This window comes from Ruegeria sp. A3M17, assembly GCF_003318255.1.
Lineage (GTDB): Bacteria > Pseudomonadota > Alphaproteobacteria > Rhodobacterales > Rhodobacteraceae > Ruegeria.
The window spans coordinates 39,415-54,863 of record NZ_QOCF01000002.1 but is presented as its reverse complement, the minus strand read 5'-3'; the positions used below and the strand labels follow the sequence as shown (position 1 = coordinate 54,863).

Annotated in this window: 13 protein-coding genes and 1 pseudogene; 10 read left to right on the top strand and 4 right to left on the bottom strand. The window is 56.9% G+C overall.

Annotated elements, in window-relative coordinates; genetic code table 11:
- Positions 1-49: 49 nt before the first annotated feature.
- A complete protein-coding gene (locus DS906_RS00415; RefSeq protein WP_058274548.1) occupies positions 50-595 on the top strand; it encodes a VOC family protein in 546 nt (181 codons plus the stop codon).
- Positions 596-680: 85 nt separating this feature from the next.
- Positions 681-1,313: a maleylacetoacetate isomerase gene (gene maiA / locus DS906_RS00410; RefSeq protein ID WP_113788394.1), complete on the top strand. Its 633-nt coding sequence runs from the start codon at positions 681-683 to the stop codon at positions 1,311-1,313.
- Positions 1,314-1,469: 156 nt separating this feature from the next.
- Here maiA and DS906_RS00405 read toward each other — a convergent pair whose 3' ends face one another.
- Positions 1,470-1,898, bottom strand: a complete 429-nt coding sequence (locus DS906_RS00405) for a MarR family winged helix-turn-helix transcriptional regulator (protein ID WP_113788302.1) — start codon at positions 1,896-1,898, stop codon at positions 1,470-1,472.
- Between the two features lie 446 nt (positions 1,899-2,344).
- On the opposite strand from DS906_RS00405, the gene DS906_RS00400 reads away from it, so the two are divergent.
- The 6 genes from DS906_RS00400 to DS906_RS00375 are packed head-to-tail and all read left to right on the top strand — an operon-like array spanning position 2,345 to position 9,532.
- On the top strand, positions 2,345-3,646 hold the full coding sequence (locus DS906_RS00400; protein ID WP_113788301.1) for an amidohydrolase family protein: 1,302 nt from the start codon (positions 2,345-2,347) through the stop codon (positions 3,644-3,646).
- 39 nt (positions 3,647-3,685) lie between these two features.
- Complete coding sequence (locus tag DS906_RS00395) at positions 3,686-4,669, top strand: BMP family protein (protein ID WP_113788300.1); 984 nt, start codon at positions 3,686-3,688, stop codon at positions 4,667-4,669.
- Positions 4,638-6,044: an amidase gene (locus tag DS906_RS00390; protein WP_158541252.1), complete on the top strand. Its 1,407-nt coding sequence runs from the start codon at positions 4,638-4,640 to the stop codon at positions 6,042-6,044. The genes DS906_RS00395 and DS906_RS00390 overlap by 32 nt, the downstream gene beginning before the upstream one ends.
- Positions 6,041-7,561, top strand: coding sequence for an ABC transporter ATP-binding protein (locus DS906_RS00385; protein ID WP_113788298.1), 1,521 nt, complete (start codon positions 6,041-6,043; stop codon positions 7,559-7,561). The genes DS906_RS00390 and DS906_RS00385 overlap by 4 nt, the downstream gene beginning before the upstream one ends.
- Positions 7,551-8,594 (top strand): ABC transporter permease, encoded by a 1,044-nt coding sequence (locus DS906_RS00380; RefSeq protein WP_113788297.1) that lies wholly within the window; start codon positions 7,551-7,553, stop codon positions 8,592-8,594. Before DS906_RS00385 ends, DS906_RS00380 begins: the two co-directional genes overlap by 11 nt.
- Entirely contained in the window at positions 8,591-9,532 is a 942-nt protein-coding gene (locus DS906_RS00375) for an ABC transporter permease (RefSeq protein WP_113788296.1), read from the top strand. Before DS906_RS00380 ends, DS906_RS00375 begins: the two co-directional genes overlap by 4 nt.
- Before the next feature lie 850 nt (positions 9,533-10,382).
- Here the strand turns inward: DS906_RS00375 and DS906_RS00370 are convergent.
- Complete coding sequence (locus tag DS906_RS00370) at positions 10,383-10,862, bottom strand: invasion associated locus B family protein (protein ID WP_113788295.1); 480 nt, start codon at positions 10,860-10,862, stop codon at positions 10,383-10,385.
- Between the two features lie 18 nt (positions 10,863-10,880).
- A complete protein-coding gene (locus DS906_RS00365; RefSeq protein WP_113788294.1) occupies positions 10,881-13,316 on the bottom strand; it encodes an autotransporter outer membrane beta-barrel domain-containing protein in 2,436 nt (811 codons plus the stop codon).
- Between DS906_RS00365 and DS906_RS00360 the strand changes: the two are divergent.
- A pseudogene (locus tag DS906_RS00360) lies at positions 13,315-14,130 on the top strand (FAD-dependent oxidoreductase). The gene DS906_RS00365 and the pseudogene DS906_RS00360 sit on opposite strands and share 2 nt — an antisense overlap.
- 42 nt (positions 14,131-14,172) lie before the next feature.
- Positions 14,173-14,331 (top strand): hypothetical protein, encoded by a 159-nt coding sequence (locus DS906_RS22360; protein WP_233494632.1) that lies wholly within the window; start codon positions 14,173-14,175, stop codon positions 14,329-14,331.
- Positions 14,332-14,422: 91 nt separating this feature from the next.
- Here DS906_RS22360 and DS906_RS00345 read toward each other — a convergent pair whose 3' ends face one another.
- Positions 14,423-15,343 carry an SMP-30/gluconolactonase/LRE family protein gene (locus tag DS906_RS00345; RefSeq protein WP_113788290.1) on the bottom strand — a complete coding sequence of 307 codons (921 nt, stop codon included), beginning with the start codon at positions 15,341-15,343 and terminating at the stop codon, positions 14,423-14,425.
- Positions 15,344-15,449: the final 106 nt, after the last annotated feature.

Here is a 15,449-nt window from a genome sequence, read left to right as displayed (position 1 = left end):
CGTACGTTGCCTTGGCCTTGAAAACTGCACCCTCGGAAAGGAGAAATCGATGAAAATCGAGAAGATCCATCACGTCGCTTACCGCTGCAAAGACGCAAAAGAGACGGTCGAATGGTATGGAAAAATGCTGAACATGGACTTCATCCTGGCCATCGCCGAAGATCACGTCCCATCGACGCATGAGCCGGACCCCTACATGCATCTGTTTTTGGACGCCGGGAATGGGAACGTTCTGGCCTTCTTCGAGCTACCCACGAAGCCGGAAATGGGCCGGGATCCCAATACCCCTATCTGGGTGCAGCACATCGCCTTCAAGGTGAAGGATCGTGAAACGCTGCTTCAGTTCAAGGACCATCTGGAAGCTAATGGCGTCGAAGTACTCGGCGTGACCGACCATTCGATTTTCCACTCTATCTACTTCTTTGATCCTTCCGGCCATCGTATCGAACTGGCCTGCCCGGACCCGGAAGAAGAAGCGCTGCTGGAGCGCATGGACGAAGTGAAATGGCTTATGTTGGACGAGTGGTCGAAGACCAAGAAAGCTCCGAAACATGCCGATTGGCTGCATGCCAAAGAACTCAACAAGTCTGCCTGACGGGCGTCCCGTGCCGGATGGGTTTCCGGCGCGGGAACCTATCTTTGGCAAAATCCGAGACGGTTTACCACAAAACAAGGAAGTCATGAAACTATACGGCTATTGGCGCTCGACGACCTCTTTCCGGGTCCGGATCGCACTGAATCTCAAGGGTGTTTCCTATGAAACAGTTCCGGTCAACCTTGTTGCCGGAGAACAACGCGCGCCGGACTATGTCGCGTTGAACCCCGGGAAGGGCGTCCCTACGCTGATCCTTGAGGACGGTCGTGTATTCACCCAATCACTTGCGATCATCGATTATCTCGACGCCACTATACCCGAACCTAGGTTCCTGCCGGTAGACCCGTTCGAGCGTGCGCGGGTACAGGCTGCGGCCCATACCATCGCGATGGACATACATCCGGTTAACAACCTTAGAGTCACCGCGCATCTGAAGTCCCGGTACGGGCTTACGGCTGAGGATGGGATCGAGTGGTTCCGGCATTGGATGACCGAAGGTTTCCATGCCTACCAAGCGCTTTTGCCAGCTAACACCACCTTCAGTTTTGGTGACAAGCCGGACCTTGCCGATATCTGCCTTGTCGCGCAGCTTTACAATGCACATCGCTGGGGCGTCGATATGGCTCCATTCGACCGTCTGCTTGAGATCGAAGAACGCGCATTCACCCTGCCCGCTTTCGACGCCGCCCGACCTGAAAACCAACTCGACGCCTCCTGAGAGAAACACACTGGCAGACCTCATTCTCTTCTAGGTCGACGGTGTCAACTCGGCCGAGATGGCAATGCCCTTCCGCGTCACCGAATACGCGGATTTCTACGCCGGTCGGCAGCCAGCGCTCCAGATGGCCTGAGTTGCGCAGATTGGCTTACGTACCTATGTCACCGACGCGGCCTTAAGCAGCGCAGTCACGCCTCGGTCCAGTGCTGCACGGTCCTCGGCCGACATGGAATTCAGCATCCCTTGCGCGCAAGCATCGACTTGTGGCAGCAACTGTTCGAAACGCCGATGGCCTTCCGGCGTACAATGATAAACCCTTATCCGGCGATCTTCTTCGGAAATTGCTCTGGTTATCAAACCTTTATCGTCAAGCCTCTGCGCGGCCCGGCTGACTTGAACCTTATCCAGAGTGGTGCGTTGCGAGAGTTCAAGAGAGGTCAGGCTTTTGGCATTGGCAAGTAGAAAAAGCAGGCGCCATTCCTCCCGTGATAGCCCGAATTCGCGCTGGTATACTTCCGTGAGTTTTCGTGAGAACGCTTCGGACGCCACGGCGAGGCGATAGGGAAAGAAGGAATCTAGTTGCATACGAAACTATATGTCCGCTTTGTTTCACATGCAACGAAATTTCCTGCACTGATCTTCACCTTCTTAACGCCGGTTGTTTTGCACACTACAAGCCGAAGTTGACGAAATCGCGTTTCCCAGTGTTTTGATTCTGTTACGAAGTATTTTTCTGCTTGCAAGAAAACTGCGGATCCGCTGGATCAAGAGTCCGGATCGGCAATCTGCTGAAACGGACAGATTCCCAGCGTGAACCGACCTTTGCAAAAATTAGCAGTTCTGCAACGCAAAATCCCAAAAACGAAAGTTGATCGTTATGTCAGCTTCAGCTTCCAAGAAGGGTCAACACAAGCCTTGGTTATAGGCACGCACCGAGACTAGCGGAAACACTGGATCCGGAAGTGCAACAAAAACTATTAGCATTCTTGCAGAATACTTTTTACCATGCGGTCAAATTTGGGGGTAGATGGATGCTCGACATAATCATCAGACAGGCCTGCCTGCCGGATGGCAGCGGGCCGGTAGATATCGCGATCAAGGGAGACCGCGTCGCGCAAATTGCGCCTGATATCAAGGCTGACGCGCAAGAAGAGATCAACGCAGGTGGGCGCTTGGTTTCCCCTCCTTTTACGGACCCGCACTTCCATATGGATGCGACCCTGAGCTTAGGGTTGCCGCGCATGAATGTCTCGGGCACGCTTTTGGAGGGCATCGCGCTTTGGGGTGAGTTGAAGCCCCTGCTGACACCCGAAGCAGTGATTGAGCGGGCCATGCGCTATTGCGACCTTGCCGTGTCGCAGGGGTTGCTGGCCATCCGTTCCCACGTGGATGTTTCATCCACTCCATTGGTGGGTGTTGAAGCGCTCTTGGAGGTACGTAAACAGGTTGCCCCCTATATCGACCTGCAACTGGTGGCATTCCCGCAAGATGGCCTTTACCGATCAGAAAACGCAGAGAGAAACCTGATCCAGGCTCTCGATATGGGCGTCGATGTCGTGGGCGGGATCCCACATTTTGAACGCACGATGTCGGATGGGGCACGATCGGTCACAAGACTGGCCAAGATAGCGGCGGACCGCGGCCTGATGCTGGACTTGCATTGCGACGAAAGCGACGATCCTATGTCACGCCACGTAGAAACGTTGGCCTTTGAGACTACGCGCCTTGGGCTTGGGGGCCGTGTAACTGCAAGCCACGTCACTGCGATGCATTCTTATGACAACTACTATGCATCGAAGCTAATCCCGCTCATCGCAGAAAGCGGTATGAACGTGGTACCCAACCCTCTGATCAACATCACGCTGCAAGGGCGTTCGGACACCTATCCGCGCCGCCGAGGCCTGACCCGCGTGCCAGAGCTGCGCGCTGCCGGCGTAAACGTTGCCTTCGGGCAGGATTGCACAATGGACCCGTGGTATTCGCTCGGGTCCGCCGACATGCTGGAAGTGGCCCATATGGGTGTGCACGCGGTACCGATGACTTCCCGAGAAGCGATGGAATGGGCATTCACATCGGTAACCCAAAATGGCGCCAAAGCCATGGGCCTGCCCGACCCGACAATCCGCGAGGGCGGCCCTGCCAGTATGGTTGTACTGCAGGCGCGTGATCCGATTGAAGCTGTTCGCATGAAACCCACCCGCCTTGCCGTAATCAAAAACGGAAAGGTGTTGGCGCGCACAGAACCCCGAATGGCCGCGCTTTCGTTGCCCGGCCGCCCCACGACCCTGGATCCCGCAGATTACGCGCCCAGGCCCAATACTCAGGAAGCTTAAGAACAAGAACAATCGCCACCAACAGAAGAGGATCTACCAATGAAACTCACCACAACCCGCCGTCAACTCATGGTCGGCGCTGCGGCCACGCTGGCCCTGCCGGCTTATGTCCGTCGCGTGAACGCACAACCTGCGACCCGAGTCGCTGGCGTGCATATGTCTCCGGTCGAAAACGCGTGGAACAGTCGTATCCACATTGCGATGCAGGAGGCCGCCGATGCTGGTCTGATCGAGTATGAGTTCTCGGAAGGTGTGGCTCCGACCGACTATCCCCGCGCGATGCGCGAGTATGCCGAAGGTGGTGCGCAAATCATTTGGGGCGAATCCTACGCCGTGGAACGCGAAGCACGCGAAGTGGCGGGCGATTACCCGGATACCGCTTTCCTCATGGGCTCTTCCGGTGGGCCGGAAGGGGACAATTTCGGCGTCTTCGGCACCCGCAACCACGAAGCCGCCTATTTGGCCGGGATGCTTGCGGGCCAAATGTCAGAAAGCAATGTCTTTGGTTCGGTCGGCGGTTATCCGATCCCCGAAGTGAACTTGTTGATCAATGCCTTCCGAATGGGGGTGACTGAGGTGAACCCAGAGGCCACCTTCGTCAACGGCTTTATCGGAGCATGGTTTGATCCGGCCCGCGCGCAAGAAGCTGCGATTGCCCAGATCGATGCGGGCGCAGATGTCCTGTTCGGTGAGCGCATTGGCACCGCGGATGCCGCCCAAGCGCGGGGCGTGAAGGCCATCGGTTCGCTTATTGACTATACACCGCGCTATCCGGGTACAGTCTTTGCCAACGCGATCTGGAATTACGGTCCTACTATCGAGGCCATCGTAGCGGACGTTCAAGCCGGTAATCCAACGGGGCGCAACTACACGGAATATTCCTTCATGGCCTATGGCGGCAATGAACTGATCTATGTCGCCGATGAAGTGCCTGCTGGCGCCATCCCGGCGATGGAGGCCAAACAGGCCGCGATCCAATCCGGCGAATGGGATGTTCCGATCGACGAAAGCGAGCCCTCCTGATCCCGCGGGCTTTGACGTGACCGATGCCACGGTTCTTGCGGCTGCCATTACGGCAGGGCAGATCACTGCCGTTGACGTAATGGAGGCAAGTCTTTCTGCCTGCCACGCGCAGTCGGATTTGGGGGCCGTGGCATTTCTGGACGAAGACATGGCGCGCGCCGGGGCAAGGGCAGCAGACGCATTGCCATCTGACCAGCGCGGTCCATTTCATGGGGTTCCGTTTTTGGTGAAAGACCTCGGTGGTTTCGCAAAAGGGCTACCTGCTGCGGCAGGATCCGCAGCAATCCGAGCACAAGCGCGTAAACCCGAAAGTGACAATCGCCTGTTACAGGATTTGCGCCAAACTGGATTGATCCCATTTGGCTTAACTACAACACCCGCATTCGGCCTTTCCCTGACATGCGAACCAGATGGCATGGCTGCGACCCGAAATCCATGGAATCCCGCGTTGACACCCGGTGGCTCATCTGGCGGCGCTGCGGCTGCGGTTGCGGGTGGTATCGTTGCCATTGCTCATGCCACGGATGCAGCCGGCTCCATCAGAGTACCTGCTGCGTGTTGCGGTTTGACCGGGCTCAAGCCATCTCGTGGTGCGGTGCCCGGAGGCCCTGATTTTGCCAACCACCTGATGGGCATAGCATCTGAGCTGGTCTTGGCGCGCTCGGTTCGCGACGTGGAGACCGCCCTTCATGCTGTAGTCCGGCCAATGGCCCCGGTGCACTTCCCAAAACGTCCCCGTGTCGCGGTGGCATTGCCGGATCGTTGTGGACCTGATCAGCGCAAAGCTGCGGAAGGTGCTGCCGACGCGCTGCGCGACGCAGGCTGTGAAGTGCATGATGTTCGTGCCCCCGACCGGATTGGGGCTGAGGCTCATGAAATCGCCCGAACCATACTGGCTGTTTCGTTAGCTGAATGGCTGACCGCGCTCAGAATTTCTGATGATCAGGTCCCGCCACTTGCCGCCGCCATGGTCGCCGAGGGTCGTGCGACACATGCCACCGCGCTTTTTGCGTCTTCGCGACAGCTGGCACGCCTGACACATCGCTCCCGCAAGCTTTTCAATTCCGCCGATGCCATCCTGATGCCGGTCCTATCGTCTGCACCGCCCGTTGTCGGCACTTTGGATCTGTCTGGCACTTCCCCCGATGAACACATGGCGCGGCTGGAGGCCTTTGCCCCTAACGCGGCACTTGCCAATGTAGCGGGCTTGCCTGCCTTGGCGTTGCCTTGTGGAACGGCAAACGGCCTGCCGCTCGGAGTGCAACTGATTGGTCCCACCGGCACCGATTTCGCACTGTTAAAACTGGGTGCACTTATCGAATCCCGCGCGCCCGCACTTTCCTTTCCGTCCCCAATCGCAGGCCTACCCGCATGACCAAGGTTCTGGAGCTCCATGGCATCACCAAGCGTTTTGGAACGCTTACCGCAAATGATGATGTGACGCTGACACTGGCGGAGGGAGAAATCCTTGCGCTTCTGGGTGAAAACGGCGCAGGCAAGACGACGCTGATGAATATCCTGTTTGGCCATTACGCAGCCGACGCAGGCACTGTCAGGGTGTTCGGCGAAGAGCTGCCTCCGGGCCTGCCGCGCGCAGCAATCGAGGTGGGTGTGGGCATGGTGCATCAGCACTTCACGCTTGCGGGCAACCTCACCGTTCTTGAAAACGTCATGCTTGGATCCGAGTCCCTGACACGCGCACGTTCTGCCCGCAGCGAAGCCCGCAAGAAGTTGCTGCAGATCGCAGAACGGTTTGGTCTGCCCGTGAACCCCGAGGCCAAGGTTCGGTCGCTTTCCGTGGGAGAACGCCAGCGTGTCGAAATTCTGAAAGCACTCTATCGCGACGCGCGCATACTGATCCTGGATGAACCCACTGCCGTTTTGGCCCGACCCGAGGCGATGCGCCTGTTCGAGACCCTGCGCGACATGACGAAAGAGGGTCTCTCGCTTATCTTCATCAGCCACAAACTGCATGAGGTCATGGCTGCCTCAGACCGTGTGGCCGTACTTCGTGGCGGCAAGATGGTTGCAGAACGCAAAACCTCTGAAACCAACCCCGGTGAGCTGGCGGAACTGATGGTTGGCCGCAAAGTGGAACGGCCCGTGCGCCATGACCATGAGATTGGAGCGCCGGTCTTGATTGCAAACAATGTACGCGTGGAAGAGGACGATGAAATGCGGCTGGATGACGTGTCATTCACCGTCCACGCTGGTGAGATTCTTGGTATCGTCGGCGTTTCAGGCAACGGTCAGGCTTCGCTCGGCGGGCTGCTATCTGGATTGGTTCACCCAAGCGCCGGGCAACTGGCACTTCTGGACGAAGATATCGGCCAGCTGGGGCCCCGCGGCATGATCCGCGCTGGGGCCGGCAGAGTACCGGAAGACCGACATGCAGAAGGTGTCGTGGGCGAGTTAAGCCTGTGGGAAAACGCAGTGCTTGAACGGCTGCGCACACCGGAGTTTTCGCGGCGAGGTTTTGTCCGGCAACGTGCCGCCCGCGAGTACACTTCAGGGCTGATTGAACGTTTTGATATCCGTGGGGCCAATCCCGACACGCGAACAAGGTTGCTGTCTGGCGGCAATATGCAAAAGCTGATCCTCGGTCGGGTCCTGACCAACGGACCGCGTTTTGTGCTCGCCAACCAGCCGACGCGCGGCCTTGATGAAGGGGCAATTGCCGCCGTTCATGCCGAGCTTTTGGCGGCACGAGCCGAAGGTGCCGCGATCCTACTTATCTCGGAAGAACTGGAAGAAGCCGTGGCCCTGTCAGACCGGATCCAGGCCATCGTTAAAGGGCGCTTGTCAAAGCCCATATCCGCCGACGAGGCTGACCCGCAACGCCTTGGCCTGATGATGGCGGGTGTCTGGAAGGAAGATGATGATGCGGCTTGAACGACGCACACATGTACCGCTGTACCTTGTGGTCATTGCGCCGCTGGCCGCGATCTTTATCGCATTGCTTCTGGCTGCGGGTCTCATCGCCGCTGCTGGGGTAAACCCGCTCACGGCGTATGGCGAAATGCTGACCGGTGCGCTTGGCTCACGCCTTTCGATCACCGAGATGCTGACCCGCGCCACACCGCTCATTTTCACAGGGCTTGCTGCGGCAGTCGCCTTCCGTGCACGGCTTTGGAACATCGGAGGTGAGGGACAGTTCTTTGTTGGTGCGCTGGTCACCGCTTGGATCGGGCATTCGCTCGGGGTTCCGGGATGGATTGGTATTCCACTTTTGATGCTGGCAGGCATGGCTGCGGGCGCGGCTCTTTTGGCGGGACCTGCCTATTTACGCCTGCGTTTCGGGGTGGATGAGGTGGTGACAACCCTTCTGCTCAACTTCATCGTAATCCTTTTTGTGGGCCTCATGATTGAAGGCCCGATGCGCGATCCGTTGGCTTTTGGGTGGCCCTCTTCTGTGCCCGTAGACGGGGATTTTCGTCTGCCGGATCTGATCCCGCGCACGCGTCTGCATATCGGGCTGCTTTTTGCCATCGCAGCAGCAGGTGCCGTTTGGCTGATCCTGGCGCGTACCGTTTTTGGTGCTGAAACGCGCGCCGCAGGTTTGAATGCCAGTGCCGCCGCTTTTGCCGGAATATCCCTGCCCCGAACGATCATGGGCGTAGCTCTGCTTTCGGGCGCCCTGGCGGGGCTCGCCGGGTCTGTCGAAGTCATGGGTGTTACAGCAGGGGTCACGACCACCATGAGCCCCGGTTTTGGCTATGCAGGCATCGTTGTCGCAATGCTCGCCGCTTTGCATCCGGCCGGGGTCGTTGCTGCCGCTGTTTTCGTTGCTACAGTCTTCGTCGGGGCCGACGCCATGAGCCGCGCAACCGGTGTTCCCAGTTTCATCGCTGATGTGATTGTAGCGCTCTGTTTGCTTACTATGATCGTGGCCCTTCTTTTCACAACCTACCGGGTGCGCCGATGAGTGATGCTATTGATCTGCTGCTGAATACCAGCCTGTGGGCTTCCGTGTTGCGTATTGCCACCCCACTCATATTCGGCGTTCTTGGCGCATTGCTCTGCGAACGTTCGGGCGTGCTCAATCTGGGGATCGAAGGGATCATGACTATGGGCGCGATGAGCGGTTGGCTTGCCGTCTACATGGGCGCTCCTTTGCTCGTGGGCCTGATGATTGCGGCCCTTTGCGGCGCGGCGATGGGCTTGCTGCATGCCATGCTGACGGTACCACTTGGGCTTTCGCAACATGTATCGGGGCTTGGTATTACGCTGTTTGCATCCGCTTTGGCCTATTACCTCTACAGGCTCCTTGTCGAAGTGGGTGACCTTCCCCCAACGATCGAGGCTTTTCAGCCACTTAACGTTCCAGGGCTATCCGACATACCTATTCTCGGCCCGATCCTGTTTTCCCAAGCCCTTCCGACTTACCTGGCGCTCTTTGCTGTAGCTGCGATGGCTTATGTTCTTGCCCGAACACCCTTGGGGCTGGCCATTCGTATGACCGGTGAAAACCCGCATGCGGTTGAGGCACAGGGGCTGAACCCCATCCGCATCCGCATCGGCGCAGTTGTTGCCGGATCGGCTTTGATGGCGGTGGGCGGGGCTTTCCTGACGACAACGGCGTTTAACAGCTTTTTCCCGGGTATGGTTCAAGGGCGTGGCTGGATTTGCATTGCGCTGGTCGTCTTCGCCAGCTGGCGACCCGGCAAGGCGCTGATTGGCGCGGTATTGTTCTCATTCTTCGATGCATACCAGCTGCGGCTGCAGACTGCGATTGAAGGCGTACCCTACCAGCTCTTCCTGATGGCGCCTTACGTGCTTTCCATCGTCGCGCTCGTCCTTGTCGCCCGCAGAGCCGAAGTACCTGCGGCGTTGATGGCACCCTACCGGCGCGGTGAACGTTAGCGGCATTCGTTCGCGCATATTGGCTGGCACCAACGAAACTCCCAGAAAGAGTATTGGTTCAAGGCGGCCATATAAAACAGGGTATTCGACATTTGACCGAGATCCGGAAGCTTCCGAGCGCGCCAGTTTTGTTGGCCATCAGACGCAATGCAGCAGCTCAGATTGAACCCCAGTTCATAGGTATCCTGAATGTCTGCTTCCAACTGTTGGTACTGACGGGCTCGCTACCGCAGAGAACGGCTGCGTCCTCGTCCTGACGACCCAAAGTAGTAAACGCCCATTGCGGACCTTCGCGCGGATGTTGGTTGCTGTCTCGCAGCTCCCCAAAAGCGGACATTGAATGGCGTTTGTTGAAAATTAAGCAGCTCGAAACAAAGCAAAGAGTCGATTAAACATCCAGAATGGCTGTCAGGTGGCCGGGTCAATGAATTTACCTAGCCACCTTGGATTCAGAAACCTAGTTCCATTGCACTGCTATCTAAGGGCGTTCGATTGGCGGTTTGTTGGGGTTATCTTTCCATTCTTTGAACTCACGGGCTCTTCGTTGTCTTCCTCATCTTCCACTCCTCAGTGGTTACGATGAGCCAACAACACTCTCTTATCAAATCACCCTATTTGGACCCATAGGCGCTGACGTCAAACAATCACCTCGGCACCGGAGACTTTCGTTGTATTCCGAGCAGTTCGTGACCCGGTACCTAGCTTTGGGAAACTTGTCGCGACGGGCATCATTGAATTTGTCGGGCATCGACCGTCGCTCACGTCACAGAAAACGCGGGGAATACGTTGAGCGACCGATCCGTGCAACACAGTCATGCATCCTCAAACAACTTGGCAATACCCTCCCCCGTCATGGCAAAAGATCGGATACCTTGCTGAACCCCGTCAGATCAAATCCAAAGGAGATCGGGTCTCCTGCGGTATTTTTACTTTCGATCGTCAATTGGTTACCAGTCCGCAACGCAGACATCCATTCGGATGAGACAGGGGAACGGGCAAAGCAGCCTTGAGCCTCGCAAGTCAGAAACTCCAGCCGCGCAACTTCGACGTCATCGACTTTCGCTATCAGCCCCTCGGAAAACAGAAGACCAAACGGCAAGGTCAGCACGGCTTCGGTCTCACCTTTCCCCGCAGGTTTTACAAACGCAATAGAAGTCAGCCTCTGATTGTTTTCGGTCAAAACAATGCTCTGGGTCATTTCACAGACCAGCTCGGTTCCGATGCCCGGATTCCCGCAATTCACCGACCACGGGAGTTTGCCATTCTCTTGCGCGGCAAGAGGGTGTGCCAAACCCAATGAGATCCCTAGTGCGCCAAGCCATATTTTCATACTGCTGTCCCTTATTGCTTAAAATTGTAGCCCGAGGCCCAGACCAACCTGGAGAGCCTTGGTAGAGTCCCCGAACATATGGTCGAGGCTCAGATTGATAAAGCTGCTGTCATCCAACGCAAACAGCCCCAATCGCGCCGAAACCAGCCCATGGGCGTCTCCGATAAAGCTGCTATTCGCAAACCCGCCATCGGCTGCGTTTGCACCTGCAAAACCGGCGCGTACCGATACTGTGTCGTTCGATGAGATGATGGCGCCGGCGCGGAAACTTACGCGTAGTTTTTGAGAGGCGCTGAGAATCTGTTCCGTCCCGATCTCAAGCGATGGGGTCAGGGAATAGATCATCTCGCTATCATCCTGCAGGACGATCCCCGAAAGGGTTGCATCACCGTTGCTTTCCGTCGCCAGACGGGTGGCATCAACAGCGATCTCGGGTCGCAGATAGGAACTGCCACCGGCAAATCTGTGATCATAGGCAAAACTCAACCGCAGGTTTTGCTGGTTCATCTTGTGCTTGATCGAACTGACGCCAACGGTGTTAACCACGTTTCCGTTGGGCAGCACACCACTGATCCCACCCGACCGGTCTGTGTCATAGTCTGACCAACCGGCTGACAGCATGGCCGCAAACTCCCACGGGCCGGTGTATTTTGTCAGCGAAGCACCCAGATTGAACCGGTCACCGGTCGCATTGTACTGCGAACCATTCCGAAGGCTTATTTGGTCGTGACCCAACGCGAAACCGGCATAGAGCTCATCCCCAACCGGCAAACGGACACCGGCAGACAGGTTGGTATTGTTGATGTCCAACTCATCGTAGATACCAGTCTGCTCGCGGTCGTAGAAGGACCTTCCTCCGGAGAACCAGACACAATTACGCGGATCGTCTCCAGCTTGGTAATCGGTAAAACGCTCGCAATTATGCAGTGCGTCTGCGAATACCCGGGTACCGTAGTAGGCATCTACCGCATCCGCGGCATAGTCGGCCACAGTGAATGCACCAATTGCCGCGATAACGTCAGCTTCGGAGGTCATATTCCCGATCAGAGCAAACAACTCACCCTGTGCCGCCGAACCCTGCCCGTTCAGCACCTGATTGATGTAATCACCAACAGCCGCCTCGTTCGCGTTCATATTCGCGGTCGAATAGTCCGGAGTTATCACCAGATCAATCGAACTGCCGTCCGATGTCGAACCGTTCAGGCCAATCGAGTAATCCAACACTACTGTGTCCTGAATCGTGGTGCCCGCATCTGCAGCTGTCCCATTCGGGTTGATGATGACGAGGGGCAAAGCTCGCTGAAGCGTATTGAGCTGTGGTGTCAGTGTGCCGCCCATTGTGGCGTCACCGCTGACATTAACCAGATCGCTATTGCCACCCGATGCACCCGTTGTCAGGAAATATGCGTCGAAGGTCGAGGATGCCGTCGCACCAAAGGCCAGGCTTCCAGTCAGGTTCGTGGTCTGGCTAACGTTTCCAGTAAAGACAAAGTCACCCGACTTAACGGTCGGCGTCATGTCCGTATTCAGACCCCAGTTCGCCCCCAAAACAAAGTCGCCATTGACCTGCATCAATCCGGCATCACCCAGATTGACCGTATCGAGGGCATAGAAGGCGCCCTCTTCCTCGACAGTCAGTCCGTTCGTACCCGCTCCAAGGTCCAGATTACCCAGTGCTCTACCCGCCAACGAGATCTGTTCATCGCCGTCTCCGCCATTCACCAATTGGTTGTTCCCGGAGAGAAGCACTGAGTCTTTGGACAATGTCAGCGCGTTGTTCGCGCCGCCATCCAAAACGACAGACGCAACAGCGTCTACCTGCCCGGTCCCGCCCATGACGACGCCATCGAAGTCAAGTGTGATTGCACCCGCTCCGTCGCGCCCCTCGGATTGGGCCAGAACGCCGATGCCGCCTTCGCCCACGGACAGGATATTGCCGTTCAGCGCCATGTCGATGGTGCCACCGGCCCCGGCACCGCCTGCGGATCCACGGAAGACCGAATCCACCATGCCTCCGCCACCGCCGAGCGACTGCGCCACAACACCAATCGCGTTTTCACCGGTGATGACGATATTACCGGATTGCGTAAATCCGATATCGCCACCATCGCCGCCATTGTTGGCTGAAAGATCCACGGCGATCCGGCTGGATTCCATGTCTGTTGAGACGAGGCCGCCACCGCCACCGATGCTCTGAACAACGAACCCGTGCGATCCGGTGCCGCTGGTGGTCACGTCTCCGGTATTGGCAAAGTCAACATCACCGCCGTCACCGGTCGAGCCGTCCTGCGCACCCAGCGTAATATCAACCTGACCTAGTCCTGAGATGACAACTTCACCACCACCTGCGCCGATGCTTTGGACACTCTGTCCATAAGAACGGTCGCCGCTGGTGAACACGTCCCCGTCCAACGAAAGGGCGATATCACCGCCGTCGTTATTGAAGCTAGCCATGGAGTTCAGCCACGTCTACGCACGGGCTGGTGTTCAGGTGACGATCCTTGAAGCTTTACCGCAACTGCTGCCACGCATGGACAATGACGCCGTCGCGGCTCTGCAAGCGGAAACCGAACGCCTCGGCGTAGTGGTCAAAACCGGAGTATCGGTGACGGCAATCGAGAAGACTGCCGACGGGTTGCGCGTTGAATTCGAACATGACGGCAGAAATCGAAGTCTGTCGGCCGAGCGGGTCGTCAACGGCGCGGGCCGCGTCGCCAATATCGACGGGCTGAACGTCGATGCCGCAGGTGTCGAGCATGACGGACTTCGCATTCTGATCGACGATACGATGCGGTCCACCTCCAACTCTTCAGTCTGGGTTGCGGGCGATGCTGTCACCAGCTCCGCTCAACTTTCCCCCATCGCAACGTATGAGGGTCAGATTGTCGGTCACAACATCGTGCATGGACCAACTAAAAGGCCGGATTACAGCGTGATCCCCAGCGCCGTCTACACCGTTCCGGCGCTCAGCACCGTGGGCCTGACTGAAGCCGAAGCGCGGGAAAAGGGTCTCGATGTCTCAGTTACGGTTTCTGATATGTCGGGGTGGTTTTCCACCAAGACCTACGCGGAAACGGCAGCCTGGTCCAAGGTTTTGGTCGACAAGAGTACTGATTAAGTCTTGGGTGCTCATATTCTGGGGCATCACGGTGACGAACTGATCCATCTCTTTGCGATGGCCATGCGCCATCGTATTTCAGCCAGCGATCTCAAGTCCTCGCTTTATGCGTTTCCGACCTTCGCTGCCGATATGAAGTCCTTGATTTAGGGCAGCTTCAAGTAAGCTGCTCCTTCCAGAAGGAGAGCCGCCATGAACGATAAAGTTTGTCTGATTACAGGTGTCGGAGACGGGACCGGTGCATCAGTTGCCCGCCGGTTTGCACAGGACGGATACCGTATCGCCTTGCTGGCCCAGAACGCGGTTAAATCGATGTCAACAGCCATGAACGCTCGCGCGTCGATTACCTGAGAGCCGAAGGTATTGGTAACTCTCAATTGTGCGCCTTGCACAAGACGAAACGCGCGGCCCGTGCGGGCCTTCAGCACAAAAGTCTCTGCCATCAGAACAGCAAAGCGCCAGTTGTTGGCAGGAGGACCGCATATACGCTTGTGGAGGCGGTGATGAACAGGCGATTGCGTTTCGGCCCGCCAAAGCAAACATTCGAGACCTCTTCTGGGACGAAAATCTTGCCCAGCAGCGTGCCATCCGGGTGGTAACAATGAACGCCGTCCTTTGCGCTCGTCCAGATACGGCCTTGGGTATCGAGCCGAAATCCGTCAAAGACGCCTTCTTCGCATTCAGCAAAGACATCCCCGCCTGAGAGCTTGCCGTCTGCACTAACGGAGAACGCGCGGATATGATGCTCTCCGCTTGCGTAACGCGTGCCACCACTGTCAGCGATATACAGCGTTTGCTCGTCTAGCGAAAATGCAAGTCCGTTCGGACAGGCGAAGTCAGTAGTCACTTGTATGACATCGCCGGTGGCCGGATCGAGACGATAGACATGTTCACCGTCAAGCTCTGGGTCTGCCTGAAACCCTTCGTAGTCAGACTCTATCCCGTAGGCCGGGTCACTGAACCAGATCGTGTCATCTGATCGCACCACAACATCGTTGGGGCTGTTGAACCGCTTTCCCTCGAAATGACTGGCCAGAGTCGTAACCGACCCATCATGCTCAATCCGGGTGACACTGCGCGTCCCATGCTCACAAGCCACGATCCGCCCTTGCCGGTCGAGCGTTGAGCCATTCGTGTAGCATCCGAGGCCTGAGCGGATGTCTCCGACTGCTCCGGTCAGTTCGTCCCAACGGAGCCGTCGATCGTTGGGAATGTCGCTCCAGATCAGGCATCTGAACGTCGGAGAATACACCGGTCCTTCTGTCCATTTGCCGCCTGTCCAGATTTGGTCGATCGGCTCATCCAGTTTGATGCTGCGTTTGAACCGATCATCACGGATTTCGTAGGTGTCTGTCTTGGTCATTGCAATATCGACTTGGGTTGCTACAAATTACATAGCAATATAGGTTGCTACAGAAAGTATAGCAAGTGACTAAGATACCGATACCAGGTCAGCCTGTTCGTGGTTC

Coding starts and splice junctions, on each gene's coding strand:
- DS906_RS00415 (WP_058274548.1), top strand. CDS start 50: ATGAAAATCGAGAAGATCCATCACGTCGCTTACCGCTGCAAAGACGCA.
- maiA (WP_113788394.1), top strand. CDS start 681: ATGAAACTATACGGCTATTGGCGCTCGACGACCTCTTTCCGGGTCCGG.
- DS906_RS00405 (WP_113788302.1), bottom strand. CDS start 1,898: ATGCAACTAGATTCCTTCTTTCCCTATCGCCTCGCCGTGGCGTCCGAA.
- DS906_RS00400 (WP_113788301.1), top strand. CDS start 2,345: ATGCTCGACATAATCATCAGACAGGCCTGCCTGCCGGATGGCAGCGGG.
- DS906_RS00395 (WP_113788300.1), top strand. CDS start 3,686: ATGAAACTCACCACAACCCGCCGTCAACTCATGGTCGGCGCTGCGGCC.
- DS906_RS00390 (WP_158541252.1), top strand. CDS start 4,638: ATGTTCCGATCGACGAAAGCGAGCCCTCCTGATCCCGCGGGCTTTGAC.
- DS906_RS00385 (WP_113788298.1), top strand. CDS start 6,041: ATGACCAAGGTTCTGGAGCTCCATGGCATCACCAAGCGTTTTGGAACG.
- DS906_RS00380 (WP_113788297.1), top strand. CDS start 7,551: ATGCGGCTTGAACGACGCACACATGTACCGCTGTACCTTGTGGTCATT.
- DS906_RS00375 (WP_113788296.1), top strand. CDS start 8,591: ATGAGTGATGCTATTGATCTGCTGCTGAATACCAGCCTGTGGGCTTCC.
- DS906_RS00370 (WP_113788295.1), bottom strand. CDS start 10,862: ATGAAAATATGGCTTGGCGCACTAGGGATCTCATTGGGTTTGGCACAC.
- DS906_RS00365 (WP_113788294.1), bottom strand. CDS start 13,316: ATGGCTAGCTTCAATAACGACGGCGGTGATATCGCCCTTTCGTTGGAC.
- DS906_RS22360 (WP_233494632.1), top strand. CDS start 14,173: ATGAACGATAAAGTTTGTCTGATTACAGGTGTCGGAGACGGGACCGGT.
- DS906_RS00345 (WP_113788290.1), bottom strand. CDS start 15,343: ATGACCAAGACAGACACCTACGAAATCCGTGATGATCGGTTCAAACGC.